This window comes from Pseudomonas veronii (assembly GCF_002028325.1).
In the GTDB taxonomy this organism is placed as follows: domain Bacteria; phylum Pseudomonadota; class Gammaproteobacteria; order Pseudomonadales; family Pseudomonadaceae; genus Aquipseudomonas; species Aquipseudomonas veronii.
The window spans coordinates 3,746,003-3,760,164 of sequence record NZ_CP018420.1; the positions used below are offsets into that span (position 1 = coordinate 3,746,003).

The 14,162-nt window shown below is 62.5% G+C and carries 11 protein-coding genes; 10 read left to right on the top strand and 1 reads right to left on the bottom strand.

Annotated elements, in window-relative coordinates; translation table 11 throughout:
• Positions 1 to 13: 13 nt before the first annotated feature.
• The 8 genes from PverR02_RS17040 (at position 14) to PverR02_RS17075 (ending at position 11,089) form a co-directional block, all read left to right on the top strand.
• A complete protein-coding gene (locus PverR02_RS17040) occupies positions 14 to 283 on the top strand; it encodes a DUF2934 domain-containing protein (RefSeq protein ID WP_079443972.1) in 270 nt (89 codons plus the stop codon).
• Between the two features lie 129 nt (positions 284 to 412).
• A complete protein-coding gene (gene glgX / locus PverR02_RS17045) occupies positions 413 to 2,572 on the top strand; it encodes a glycogen debranching protein GlgX (RefSeq protein ID WP_046383598.1) in 2,160 nt (719 codons plus the stop codon).
• Between the two features lies 1 nt (position 2,573).
• On the top strand, positions 2,574 to 3,572 hold the full coding sequence (locus tag PverR02_RS17050) for an acyl-CoA dehydrogenase family protein (protein WP_079443973.1): 999 nt from the start codon (positions 2,574 to 2,576) through the stop codon (positions 3,570 to 3,572).
• A complete protein-coding gene (locus PverR02_RS17055; protein WP_017846399.1) occupies positions 3,569 to 4,327 on the top strand; it encodes a PIG-L deacetylase family protein in 759 nt (252 codons plus the stop codon). Before PverR02_RS17050 ends, PverR02_RS17055 begins: the two co-directional genes overlap by 4 nt.
• Positions 4,324 to 4,923, top strand: coding sequence for an SAM-dependent methyltransferase (locus PverR02_RS17060; protein ID WP_046383600.1), 600 nt, complete (start codon positions 4,324 to 4,326; stop codon positions 4,921 to 4,923). Before PverR02_RS17055 ends, PverR02_RS17060 begins: the two co-directional genes overlap by 4 nt.
• A 203-nt stretch (positions 4,924 to 5,126) precedes the next feature.
• A complete protein-coding gene (locus PverR02_RS17065) occupies positions 5,127 to 5,888 on the top strand; it encodes a PIG-L deacetylase family protein (protein WP_017846401.1) in 762 nt (253 codons plus the stop codon).
• Positions 5,889 to 6,132: 244 nt separating this feature from the next.
• Entirely contained in the window at positions 6,133 to 8,691 is a 2,559-nt protein-coding gene (locus PverR02_RS17070; RefSeq protein ID WP_079443974.1) for an autotransporter family protein, read from the top strand.
• A gap of 241 nt (positions 8,692 to 8,932) precedes the next feature.
• Positions 8,933 to 11,089, top strand: a complete 2,157-nt coding sequence (locus PverR02_RS17075; protein WP_079443975.1) for a TonB-dependent siderophore receptor — start codon at positions 8,933 to 8,935, stop codon at positions 11,087 to 11,089.
• A 36-nt stretch (positions 11,090 to 11,125) separates the two neighbouring features.
• Here PverR02_RS17075 and PverR02_RS17080 read toward each other — a convergent pair whose 3' ends face one another.
• Complete coding sequence (locus tag PverR02_RS17080; protein WP_152032022.1) at positions 11,126 to 11,407, bottom strand: hypothetical protein; 282 nt, start codon at positions 11,405 to 11,407, stop codon at positions 11,126 to 11,128.
• Between the two features lie 290 nt (positions 11,408 to 11,697).
• On the opposite strand from PverR02_RS17080, the gene PverR02_RS17085 reads away from it, so the two are divergent.
• Positions 11,698 to 12,318, top strand: a complete 621-nt coding sequence (locus tag PverR02_RS17085; RefSeq protein WP_079443977.1) for a LysE family translocator — start codon at positions 11,698 to 11,700, stop codon at positions 12,316 to 12,318.
• Between the two features lie 225 nt (positions 12,319 to 12,543).
• Positions 12,544 to 14,010, top strand: coding sequence for a DUF726 domain-containing protein (locus PverR02_RS17090; protein WP_057004607.1), 1,467 nt, complete (start codon positions 12,544 to 12,546; stop codon positions 14,008 to 14,010).
• Positions 14,011 to 14,162 lie beyond the last annotated feature (152 nt).

Sequence of the window (14,162 nt, forward strand, 5' to 3'; positions counted from 1 at the left end):
GAGGAACATTGTGATGAGTACTGAAGACAAACGTGTTCGCGAATTCGCGTATCAGATCTGGGAATCGGAGGGCAAGCCGCAAGGTCAGGATGCGCGCCATTGGGAAATGGCCCGCAAGTTGGCAGAAGCCGAAGCACTGACACCCAGCAAGCCCAAACCCGCCGCCAAACCGAAAACCGCGCCCAAGCCGGCAGCAAAAGCCAAGCCGCCGGCAGCGGCCGCAGGCAAACCGGCCGCGCCAGCGGCTAAAAAGCCGGCGGCCACAAAGAAGCCCAAGCCGTAAGCCCTGTGCCGTCATGAACCTCCGGCCGGCAACCCCGGCCGGAGGTCAGCCACTTGCCCGATTATTAGCTGACCCCTCGTCAGCAGGGCTACGTTCGGCCCAAAAAAAGACCCATGCAGGAGCAACACAATGAGCAAAGCCGATAAAAAACAGGCCCCCCCGGCCCACGAACCATCGCGGATTCGCGAAGGTTTGCCCTTCCCCCTGGGGGCGACCTGGGACGGCCTGGGTGTCAACTTTGCCCTGTTCTCGGCCAACGCTACCAAAGTCGAGTTATGCCTGTTCGACGACGCTGGCGTGGTCGAGCTGGAACGTATCGAACTCCCCGAATACACCGATGAAATCTTCCACGGCTACTTGCCCGACGCCCACCCCGGGCTGATTTACGGCTACCGTGTGTACGGCGCGTATGACCCGGCCAACGGCCACCGTTTCAACCACCACAAATTGCTGATCGACCCCTACGCCAAACAGCTGGTGGGCGAGCTCAAATGGTCCGAGGCGCTGTTTGGCTACACCATCGGCCACCCCGACGACGACCTCAGTTTCGACGAACGCGACAGTGCGCCCTTCGTGCCCAAGTGCAAGGTCATCGACCCGGCGCACACCTGGGGCGACGACCAACCGGTGCGCGTGCCATGGGACCGCACAATCATTTATGAAACCCACCTGCGCGGCATCAGCATGCGTCACCCCTCGGTCGGCGAGGCCGTGCGCGGCACCTGCGCCGGGCTGATGGAAGACGATCTGCTCAAGCACATCCGCCAGTTGGGTATTTCTTCCGTGGAACTGTTGCCGGTACACGCCTTTGTCAACGACCAGCATTTGCTGGAAAAAGGCATGACCAACTACTGGGGCTACAACAGCATCGCCTTCTTCGCCCCGGACCCGCGCTACCTGGCCAGCGGCAAGATCGCCGAGTTCAAGGAGATGGTCGCGCACCTGCACGAAGCCAAGCTGGAAGTGATTCTCGACGTGGTCTACAACCACACCGCCGAAGGCAACGAGCGCGGCCCGACCCTGTCCATGCGCGGCATCGACAACGCTTCCTACTACCGCCTGATGCCGGACGACAAGCGCTTCTATATCAACGACTCCGGCACCGGCAACACCCTCGACCTGAGCCACCCGTGCGTGCTGCAGATGGTCACCGACTCCCTGCGTTACTGGGCCACCGAGATGCACGTCGACGGTTTCCGCTTCGACCTGGCGACCATCCTCGGCCGTTATCGTGACGGGTTCGACGAGCGCCACAGTTTCCTCGTCGCCTGCCGTCAAGACCCGGTGCTGCGCCAGTTGAAACTCATCGCCGAACCCTGGGACTGCGGCCCCGGCGGCTATCAGGTGGGCAACTTCCCGCCGGGCTGGGTGGAATGGAACGACCGCTTCCGCGACACCGTGCGCGCCTTCTGGAAAGGCGATGACGGCCAGCTGGCGGACTTCGCCGGGCGCATGACCGCATCCGGCGAGATGTTCAACCACCGTGGCCGCCGGCCTTACAGCTCAGTGAACTTCATCACCGCCCACGACGGTTTCACCCTGCATGACCTGGTGTCGTACAACGACAAGCACAACGAAGCCAACGACGAAAACAATCAGGACGGCAGCAACAACAACCTGTCCTGGAACCATGGCGTCGAAGGCCCCACCGACGACCCGGAAATCAACGCCCTGCGCCTGCGCCAGATGCGCAACTTCTTCGCCACCCTGCTGCTCGCCCAAGGCACGCCGATGCTGGTGGCCGGGGATGAGTTCGCGCGCACCCAGCACGGCAACAACAACGCCTACTGCCAGGACAGCGAGATCGGCTGGGTCAACTGGGAGCTGGACGATGACGGCAAGGCGCTGCTCAAGTTCGTCAAGCGCGTGATCAAACTGCGCATGACGTACCCGATCCTGCGCCGTGGCCGCTTCCTGGTGGGCGACTACAACGAAGACATCGGCGTGAAGGACGTCACCTGGCTCGCGCCGGATGGCAACGAGATGAGCACCGAGCAGTGGGAAGACAGTCACGGCCGTTGCCTGGGCATGCTGATGGATGGCCGCGCCCAGGAGACCGGGATTCGCCGTCCGGGTGGCGATGCCACGTTGTTGCTGGTGGTCAACGCCCATCACGACTTGGTCAATTTCCGCCTGCCCCCCGTGCCGGAAGGCCAGTTCTGGACCTGCATGCTCGACACCCATGACACGACGATACGCGGGCAGGAACGCTTTGATTTCCACCATGAGTACGCGGTCACCGGGCGCTCGCTGCTGCTGTTTGAACTGCAGCACGACGAAGAGGTGTGACATGGGCCTGCATGGATTCCTTCAAGGCTACCAAGGCTATGCGGACACGCAGGCCCTGGGCGCGGCCTTGAAGGCGCTGCAGGCCGAGGGGCTGGACCGCCTGCCGCTCCCCGGCAGCGGCCAGACCCTCGAACGGTTCAGCCGCTTGGCCCAGGTCGCCGGACACGACCTGCGCTTGTGCAAGTTGTTCGAAGGTCACACCGATGCCTTGGCGATCATTGCCGAGCTGCGCAGCCCCTTGCCGCCGGAGGGCAGCCTCTGGGGCATGTGGGCGGCAGAACCGCCGACGGCCAGGGTGCGGGCGCGGCGCAACGGCCATCGTCTGGTGCTGCAGGGGCGTAAAGCCTGGTGTTCGGGAGCGACGGTGGTCAGCCATGGGTTGTTGACGGCCTGGGACGAGGAGGATCGCCAGCAATTGGTCGCAGTGGAGATGGGCCAGCCCGGCATCTGCGTGACCGATGAGGGGTGGCAGGCGGTAGGCATGGCGGCCACCGGCAGTGTCGATGTCCTGTTCGAGGCGGCCAGCGGGATTGGCATCGGCAGGCCCGGCGACTACCTCGCCCGCCCCGGCTTCTGGCAAGGCGCCGTCGGTATCGCAGCGTGCTGGTATGGCGCGGCGCAACGCCTGGCTGAAGTGCTGCGCGAGCAGTGCAACAGGCGTGCGGAACCGCATGCCCTGGCCCACCTCGGCGCGGTCGACAGCGCGTTGAACAGTGCCGCCTGCGTGCTGCGTGCCAGTGCGCGGCAGATCGACCGCGCCCCGCTGGCCGATGCCAGGCAACTGGCCCAACAGGTACGCGCGTCTCTCGAAGACACGGTTGAACAGGTCATGCGCCACGTCGGTCGCGCCGCCGGTGCGGGGCCTTTTTGCAAAGATCCGCACTTTGCCCAACTGATGGCGGACCTGCCGGTGTATGTACGTCAAAGCCATGCCGAGCGTGACCTGGCCGCCCTCGGTGAACAGGTTGCCGCCGAGCCACCTGGGAGGTGGCAGTTATGAAAGCCAATCCGATCGTGGGCCAGGGCACGTCGCTGCATCAGTGGCAGACCTCGTCCCACATGGCTGAACTGGCGCCGATCAGCGTCGAACAGTTGGTACCCGAAGGGCATCGCGCAGTGATCATCGCACCGCACCCGGACGATGAAGTGCTGGGCTGCGGCGGCCTGTTGCAAGGCTTGGCCGCGCTGGGTCGGGCGATCCAGTTGATCTCCGTCACCGATGGCAGCGCCAGTCACCCCGGTTCGCGGCGCTGGTCGGTGGAGCGCCTCAGCGTGGTGCGCCCGCAGGAGTCGGCCCAGGCCTTGCACCGCCTCGGCTTGCCGCTGCACCGGTTGAAGTGGCTGCGCGCCGGGTTTACCGACAGCCAGGTCGCCGCCCGCGAAGCGCAGTTGGCCGCGTTCATTGAGCGCCACCTCAAACCCAGGGACGTGGTGTTCACCACCTGGCGCGAAGACGGCCACTGCGACCATGAAGCCGTCGGCCGCGCCAGTGCCAGTGCCGCACTGGCGGTCGGCGCGACCCTGTACGAGTTGCCCGTGTGGACCTGGCACTGGGCAACCCCGGAAGACAGTCAGGTACCGTGGCATCGCGCGCGCAAACTCCCGCTGAGTTGCCAAGTCGTCGCGCGCAAGCGCCATGCCATCCACGCGTTCGCCAGCCAATTGGAGGGCGATCCGCAGATCGGCTTGCCGCCGGTGCTGGCACCGTATGTCGTCGAGCGTTTGCTGCAGCCTTTTGAAGTGGTGTTTGTATGAGCGTAGCGACACCGTATTTTGATCGGCTGTTCGCCGACAACGATGACCCCTGGGCCTTCCGTCAACGCTGGTACGAGCGGCGCAAGCGCGCGCTGACCTTGGCGCTGTTGACCCGCCCGCGTTACGCCGCGATTTTTGAGCCCGGCTGCGCCAATGGTGAACTGAGCGTCGAACTGGCGCCGCGTTGTGACCGCCTGGTGTGCTGCGATACCGCGGCCGCGGCAGTGGCCCTGGCCAAGACACGTCTGATGGGATTTCCCCATGCCCAGGTGCAGCAGAGTCGCCTGCCCGCACAGTGGCCTGACGGCCGCTTCGACCTGATCGTGCTGAGCGAGCTGTGTTACTACCTCGACGCCGATGACCTCACCCGCCTGATCGACTGCGCCCTCGCCGCGCTGAGCGACGACGGTCAACTGCTGGCCTGTCACTGGCGCGCGCCGATCGACGGCTGCCCGCAAACCGCCGCCCAAGTGCATGCGCTGCTCGAGCAACGGCTGGCCATGCCGTGTGTTGCGCGGCACCACGACAGTGACTTCCTGCTCGACCTCTGGAGCCGCGACGGTACATCGGTCGCCACCCATGAGGGCCTGCGTTGAGCGGCCTGAAACGGGCCCGTTAAAAAAAATCGAAGTTACAAGATGTGAAAGCAGCGAATCCTTGTCTATGCTGAGGACGCCTTGCCGGCAATCCAGGATTGAAATGCCGAGCAATCGCTGCAGCGGAGCCTGCGGCGACTAAAAAGAGCGTCGTCCCGTCCACGGGCTACGACCCAGCATCAATTGACAAGGACGTGCCCGCCATGAAACCCGCCTCCCTCAGCGAAAGCCGCCGCGGTCCAGCGCAGATCTGGAACAGTGCCCCGCAGTTGGCGCAAATCCCCGCCATTCATCCTCACTCGCTGGTGCCTGCGGGTGCGCGGGTGGTCATCATCGCGCCCCACCCCGGCGATGAAGTGTTGGCCTGTGGCGGTTTGCTGCAACGGCTGAGCACCCTCGAACACCCGATGCTGTTGATTTCCATCACCGACGGCAGCGCCAGCCACCCCGGCTCGAATGTCTGGCCGGCGAGGCGCTTGAGCGTGGTGCGGCCCCAGGAAAGCGTCGAAGCGCTGCGCCGGCTGGGCATGCCGCTGCACAGCCTGAAGTGGATTCGCGGCGGCTTTCGCGATGACGCGCTGGCCGCCAGCGAACACCCCATGAGCCAACTCATCGCCCGATATCTACAGCCCGGCGATGTGGTCTTCAGCACCTGGCGCAACGACGGCAACGCCGACCACGACGCCGTCGGCCGTGCCAGCGCCAAGGCATGCAGCCTGGTCGGGGCGCGTCTGTATGAGCTGCCGATCTGGGCCTGGCATTGGACGGCGCGGGAAGGTTCGATGATCCCCTGGCAGCGTGCGCGCAAGGTGCGCCTCGACACCTGGAGCGTGGCGCGCAAGCTGCATGCGGCCCATGCCTATGCCAGCCAACTGGCCGGAGACCCGGAGATCGGGCTCGCGCCGATGCTCGCCCAGGTGTTGCTGGAGCGGATGCGCGAGCCCTATGAGATCGTGTTCGTCTAGAAGCCCACTCGTCTATACCTGTTATTTCTGACAGTAGCGGCCCGTTTGATGTGCGACTAAGGTGCAAAAAACCTGCACTGCTTAAGGCGCAGTCGAGAAAGCCATGCCAACCCTTTGCATTGGCCGATGTTTTCAGAATCGGGTAACCGGTACTCCCTGATCCGTATCGTTCGTTGTTGCCATGGTCCGAACGCACCTGCTTGTCCAGGTGCCGGGAGATGTTCCCTTCGAACGAGGACGGGTCATGCGCGCACCAACATCTTCTTTGTTGTACCTGGGCATCAGCTCAATCATCGCCGTGACGGCGTGGCCACTCCCCTCTTATGGCGCATGCACGATCAACAACAGCGCCGGCGACGACATCTCCACCTGCGACAGTGCCTCGGCACCGGGGTTTACCGACACCGGTGGCAACAACACCCTGAATATCAGCGGCAGCGGCGCCATCAACGGCAATGTCACCTTTGGTGCGGGTAACGACCTGGTGGACGTGAACGGGCCGACGGCGGCGCTCAACGGTGCGCTGAACCAAGGCGACGGCGCGAATATTTTCCGCCTGAACCTGGGCACCGTCAGCGGTTCGGTCACCCAAGGCGCAGGCGCGGATGTGGTACAGATCACCGGTGGGCAGGCGGGTGCAATAAGCCAAGGCGGCGGCATCGACAGCTTTGCCATGAGCGGCGGCACCATCGCTTCCCTGGCCCAGGGCGATGGCCTGGACACCTTCAACATGAGCGGCGGGGTCATCACCGGGGCGTTTGAAGATGGCGACCAAGCCACGATGAGAAGCGGCACCATTGGCCGGGTCGATATGAAGCTCGATAACAACGTGTTCGACATGCAAGGCGGCACCATCCTGGGCAATCTGGTCACCGGGTTCGGCAATGACCATATTCTCGTCTCGGGCACCAGTTACATCGGCGGCAACATCAGCACCAGCGGCGGCGATGACTTGATTGAAGTCAGCGGCGGCACGGTCAACGGGCAAATCCTCGCCAGTTTCGGCAAGGACCAGTTGATCTGGCACGATGGCGGCAAGGTCAACGGTTTGATCGTCATGGGCGCCGACGACGACACCGCGCTGCTGAAAAACCTCAACGAAACGTCGCTGTCCTCCAACCCCTTGGTGGATGGTGGCCTGGGTAACGACACGCTCACATTCGACAACACCCAGACCGACGTCCCCGCACGCTATACCGGCTGGGAACAGGTGCTGCTGGATAACGGCTCGGACCTCAAGCTGGGCGGTGCCTTCGTGCTGGGCGACAGCGCAACCGGCAGCGGCATCATGAGCCTCGACGGTTCGAGCAAATTGACTGTCACCAACGGTTCGATCGACCCCTTTACCGCCGGCCAATCCGTCACCTTGAACAACGGCGGCCTGATCGACATGACCACCGGCAGTACCAGCGCCACCGACACCCTGACGGTGAACGGGAACTACAACGGCAACACTGGCCGACTCGCCTTGCAAAGCGTCTTGGGCAACGACGGCTCACCCAGCGATTTGCTGGTGATCGGCACGGGCCAGATCAGCGGCACTACCGCTATCAGCGTGACCAATCTCGCCGGGCCGGGGGCCGAAACCGTGCAGGACGGCATCCAGGTGGTCCGCGCAATCAACGGCGCCAGCGGCGCCGGCACCCAGTTCACCCTGGCAAACCGGGTTTCCGCAGGCGCCTTCGACTACTACCTGTTCAAAGGGGGCGACAACGCGGGCACGGGCGAAAACTACTACCTGCGCTCTTCAGTGCCGGTGGCGCCGCTGCCGGGCCCGGTGACGCCGCTCCCCGAACCGGTGGTGGGCACCCCTGAACTGCCGACCAATCCGGGCCTCACGCCGATCCCGATCTATCGCCCGGAAGTACCGATCTACGCGGTGTTGTTTCCTGCCGCGCAACAAATCGTACAGGCCATGCTCGGCACCTATCACGAACGCATGGGCGATCAGCGCCAACAACAGCAGACCGGTGCGTTTCCTGCCGGTTGGGGGCGTGTGTATGGCAACAGCAGCCGCCAGAGCTTTGCCGGCACGGTGAGCCCGACGCTGGACAGTTCGATCTCCGCCTTCCAGATCGGTACCGACGTGTACGCGAGCGCTACCGCCAACGGCGCGGTGCAGCGAGTCGGCTTCTTCGTCGGCCACAGCCGCTTGAAAGGTGACGTGAAAGGCTTCAACGGCGGCTGGCAAGACAAGGCCGCTGGCAACACCACCTTGCGCGGTGACAGCCTGGGCGTTTACTGGACACTGATCGGCGCCAACCAGGCCTACCTCGATCTGGTGCTGATGGGCACCCGTTTCGATGGCAATAACGAATCGGACCGTGGGGTGAAGATGAAAACCCGCGGGCATAACGTCGCCGCATCCGTCGAGGTCGGCAGGCCGTTCCAGATGACCGCCGATTGGGTGGTTGAGCCCCAGGCTCAACTGATCCTGAGCCGAACCAAACTGGACAGTCAGAACGATGGCATCTCCGACGTGGCCTACAACGCCGACACCAACGTCACCACGCGCCTGGGCATACGCCTGCGCGGCGACTATCAGGTCCGTGGCCTGCCGTTGCAGCCCTACGCGCGGGCCAATATCTGGCACACCGCCGCCGGGCAGAACACCGTCACCTTTAACCATGTGACAGACATCGACACCGAACAGAAATCCACCACCCTGGGCCTGAGTCTGGGCGCCACGCTGGAGGTGGCCAAGGGCGTCAGCCTGTACAGCGAAGTCGGCTATAACCGCAACCTGGACAGCCAGATGCTCAACGGCCGACAAGGCACCGTGGGCCTGCGAATGGAATTCTGACGGCGATTTTTTTCGCGGTGCCGTCGATTTGAGCGCCAGCCCATTGGCACCCGCTAGCCCACGCAGCGGCGGATGATTTCGCGCTGGGAGGGTGATCTGTCCCCCCGACAGATGTGAAAAATTTGTTAAGTAATTCTCCCCCAAGTCTTTTTTGCGCGGATTCAATCTGCCACACTCACGCGAATAATTATCAATACGTTTATTATTCGCCATGGATGGCGCTCGGGGGAGGCTCAGATTCATGTCCGCTCAACAACCTGTCGGTACGCGTTTTTCACCCAGTCTATTGGCATTGGCCATCTGCCTCGGCGGCACCCAGACAACGCTGGCGGCCGATACCGAAAAGGCCGCGGCACCGCTTGAACTGGGCGCCACCGAGATCAGCGGCCAGGCACTCGGCGAGACCACCGAAGGCACCCAGTCCTACACCACCGGTGCTATGGCCACAGCCACCAAGTTGCCGCTGACCATGCGCGAAACCCCGCAGGCCGTGACCGTGATCACCCGCCAGCGCATGGACGACCAGGCCATGACCAGCGTCAACGATGTGGTCAAGAACACCCCCGGCCTGTTCCTCAGCCAGTCCAGCGGCCCCGGCCGGCAGACCTACAGTTCGCGCGGCTTCGACATCGACAACATGATGTTCGATGGTCTACCCAGCGCCTACTCGGGCTACGCCAACAGCGTGCAGCCCAACCTGGCGATGTTCGACCGGGTCGAAGTGATCCGCGGCGCGACCGGCCTGGTCACCGGCGCCGGCAACCCTTCGGCGGCGATCAACTTCGTGCGCAAGCGCCCCACCGCTACGCCGCAGGTGTCGATCACCGGCGCGGCCGGCAGTTGGGATGACTATCGCATGGAGCTCGATGCTTCCAGCGCCTTGAACGACAGCGGCACCCTGCGCGGCCGCGTCGTCGGCTCGTACCGCGACGCCAACAGCTTCCGCGACAACGAAACCAGCGACCACGGCCTGTTCTACGCGATCAGCGAAGCCGACCTCAGCGAAGACACCACTGCCACCCTCGGTTTCTCCCGGCAGGAAGACCAGACCAACTTCTTCTGGGGCGGCCTGCCCATCGGCACCGATGGCCATCACCTGAACCTGCCCCGCTCCACCAACCCCGGCAGCGACTGGGAAAACAAGGAGCTGACGATCAACACTGTATTCGGCGACGTCCAGCACCGCTTCGACAATGGCTGGAAACTCAACGTCGCCGGCTCCGCGTCGCAGTTGGACGGCGTGTTCACCGGCAGTTACCAATCGCGCTACCAGACCGAGCTGGCGCGCACCGCCTACCAGTCGCATCAGGACGACAAACAGTACGCCTTCGACACCTTCGCCAGCGGCCCGGTCGACGCCTTCGGCCGCACCCACGAAGTGGTGGTCGGCACCAGCAAACGCATCTACGACGCCACCTCCAAGGAATACAGCCCTTACGACACCAATTACCCGCTCAACGGCGCCAAACCCGACTTCCAACGCAACGGCAAAACCCACACCCTCACCACCCAGGACGGCGTCTACCTGACCACGCGCCTCAACCTGGCCGACCCGCTCAAGGTGATCCTCGGCGCACGCTTGGACTGGTACGACTATGACGACCGCCAAAGCCAGGACGGCGACTACAAAGTCACCCGCAACCTGACGCGCTACGCCGGGGTGATCTACGACCTCGACGAGCACCACTCGGTCTACGCCAGCTACACCGACATCTTCAACCCGCAAAGCAGCAAGGACCTCTCGGGCAAGGTGCTGGAACCGATCGTGGGCGAAAACTACGAAGTCGGCATCAAGGGCGAATATTTCAACGGTGCGCTCAACGCCAGCCTGGCGGTGTTCCAGATCGACCAGAAAAACCGCGCCACCACCGCCGCCACCCAGGCCGGTTGCCCGGTGCTCACCTGCTACGCAGCCGCCGGCCTGGTGCGCAGCCAGGGCATCGACCTGGAACTGCAAGGCGCCCTCACCGAAAACTGGCAAGTCGGCGGCGGCTTCACCTACACCCGCGCGCATTTCATCAAGGACAGCGACCCGGCCAATGACAACCAGCGCTTCAGCTCCGATACACCGGAGCGCCTGTTCAAACTCACCACGTCCTACCGCTTCCAGGGCCCGCTGGAAAAACTGCGCATCGGTGGCAACGTCTACTGGCAGAGCCGCATGTACAACGACATCGCCCTCACCAACGGCAGCTATCGCCTGGAGCAAGGCAGCTACGCGGTGGCGGACGTGATGGCCGGTTACCAAGTGAACCAGCACCTGGACCTGCAAGTGAACGCCAACAACATCTTCGACCGCACCTACTACTCGGCGATCGGCAACAGCACGATCTGGGGCTCCACCGACACCTACGGCAACCCGCGCAGCTTTGGAGTAACGGCGAAGTACAGTTTCTGACGCTGATGAGGCCGCTCGGGTAGCCGTTCTCGATCTTCAGGCAGGCGCAAAAGACGCACGAACGCGGGTTTCATCCGTGCTCTGCGAACTGCTGAGCTGACCGGCTTCATTGAGCACCTTCAACGCGCCATCGGCCTCCACCGTAAAGCCGTATTTCGTGCCGGCCAAATCCGGATAAGTCGCCGCCAGCGTTGACTGGAATGTCTTGAACGTGGCGTTCAGCACGCTTTGCGCGCCTTTGGCGATCTCGATGATCCGAGGAAGCGCTCGTGATGCGGAGCGGCCGACCCACGTATCGATAGCCTCCAGCGACTGCATTGGTTCAGCGTCTGCGCTGGGATGGTAGACAGCCGCCGGGCCGGCGCTGGCCACGGCGTCCTTCGCGAGGTCCGTCAGAGGCTAGGCCACGAGTATCTGGTCGGCAGGCGTAAGGTGGTATTGGCGGGCGGGATATAGGTAGAACTGAGGGTAAGTACCATTTCATCGGTCCATGATTGAGTGGTTCACAGCGGTTATCGACGTCAAGGGGGCAAACTTTAGGACATGGATTGTCTTCCCCCCTCAAGCCCCTTTATCCTCGACCCTCCCCGCCAGAACCCGGAACCGCCATGGACCTCACCACCCTCGTCCTCTTCCTACCCGCCTGCTTCGCCCTGAACATGGCACCCGGTCCCAACAACCTGCTGTCCGTCAGCAACGCCACGCGCTACGGCTACCGCACTGCCTGCCTCGCCGGCATCGGCCGCCTGCTCGCCTTCGCCGGCATGATCGCCCTCGCCTCCGCCGGGTTGGCGGTGGTGCTGCAAACGTCGGAGTTGTTGTTCTACGCGATCAAGATCGTCGGTGCGGCGTATCTGTTCTATCTGGCGTTGCAACTGTGGCGGGCCGATCCGCAGGCGCAGAGCGAATCGATTACGGCCAAGGTAGGAACATGGGCGTTGGCGCGTCAGGAGTTTCTGGTAGCCGCGGGCAACCCGAAAGCCATCCTGATCTTCACCGCCTTTCTCCCGCAATTCGTGGTGCCCGGCCAGCCCATCACCCCACAGTTCGCCCTGCTCGGCGCACTGTTCCTGGTGCTGGAATGGATCGCCATCAGCCTCTACGCCTATATGGGCCTGCACATGCGCCGCTGGTTCGCCGAGCCACGGGGCAAGCGGTTGTTCAATCGCTGCTGCGCGGGGCTGTTGTCTGCGGCGGCGACGGTGTTGCTGATGGCGCGGCGGGCTTGAATGGCGTTCTCAAAGCGGCGGGATGCGCGCGGTGTTGCCTGTCGGCCTCATGGGTTGCTCTTCAAACACCAACACCGCGTTTTCGGGACGAATAAGCAGCAAGCCACGTTCAGGCCCTACTGAGTCGAGGTCTAGCCCCGCGCCTTTGTGCCTAAACATCCGTTTACAACAGCAATAGCCAAATGCCACCATTCGCTCATCTACGATTTGCTACAAGGACGTCGCGTGAGCCACAACTTCAAGTTCTTGACCCTGCCCCACCGCTCCGGCGAGGTCGCCAACATCTTTATCCACGGCTACTCAGCCGGCCACGATATAGAAGACCGGTGCGCGCTGAGCAAATGTATCCCGTCATCCCTCCACGAGTGCATCAACATCTTTGCGTTCTGGCCTTCCGGTCATTGGAGCCAGTTCGATAAGTTATCCAGCAGTAGCGTGGCGGCAATGGCTCGGTTGAACATCTTCGCGGGTACCGCGGCAGCAGTGGCCGATCGCGCCGTCCACTTCAACACCAGCCGCAAGCGCGCCACCGCCATGGGCAAGACACTGCTCTCGCAACTTGAGGGCTACCTGCTCAAACATCACCCCTACGTGTCGAAGGTCAATCTGGTCGGGCACTCGCTCGGCGGGCGGGTCGTCGTGAGTGCGCTACTCGATCTACTCGACAGGCCAACTGATCACGATCTTGAAATTGGCGATGTGTTGTTGATGGCGGCGGCGGCCGAATTGTCGGGAGACGAGGCTCGAGCCATCCGCAAGCGCACAAACTGCAGGCTGTACAATGCTTACTCAAAAGATGACGACGTTCTGCGGTTGAATATGGGCGAAAGCAGCGCGGGTCGCCAGCCAATCGGTAACTGCAAAAACGTTCGGATGGAGTCCTTCGGTCATACAGACTATTGGCCGCGTCTGGAGCAAGTACTCAGGGCATCAGGCTTCCATGGCTACAAAAGTGGCCTGCCGGCGTCGAATCAGCCCCAACTGATCATCAAGAATCCCGATCCGGTCGTGACCGACCATTTCATTTATGACCTGCTCGAACTGACCAGCGATCGAATCCGCAATCAAGTCGCCAAGCACCTGCGTAGCAGCAGTTGGACGACCCTTGAGACCGACCATTCACTGTATCTGCTGACCAAGGAATTCCAACTACTGGGCGGCCACTGCTTGGCCAACCTGGCGCGTAGACGCGGTCTCAAGTATCTACAGATCCTGCTCATGCTGACAGAACACTACGACTTGGTAGACGAGTTGCACGATTGTGCTCGGGTGATTGAGATGGAGGGGTTGCTCATCAGCAAATGCTTCCACTCTTCTTTCGGTGAGGGTCATGTACTCGCGTCAAAACACGACATTGCCCAGCATTTGGAGGTCATGTCCGAGAAAGCTTACTTTGAGCAGGTCGATGCGTTGGCGGCAAGCCTGACCGTTACGTCTTACTTCTCGACCCCTAGCGCACCGGCCCCTGTGTATCGCAAGGCGCACTCAACGCTGACCAGTAAGAACAAGGAGTTAACGCTGGCATCTGCAACGCGACTGCCCTCCCTCACTCATCTGGTTTCGACCGAGCGCATCAAGGCGGCGGTTACGAACCTGAAAAGTGCAGTCAAGCCCGGCTACTCGGCCTTGATTCCCGCGGTTGCGATTCTCTTCTATGCGCGCTTGAAGCTGAATAACGAAGGGCTGCTCTAACCCTAGCGTGCTCAATGGCTGTGCCTCGCCCTCGACACCTCAAACTGTTATTTGAGTACCGCGAAGTGCAGATCATTAATCATTGAGGGGATTGGGAATGACTGGCAGGGCATACGCGGTCAGGCAAGGAGGCCTTAAAACTAAAGAATGGT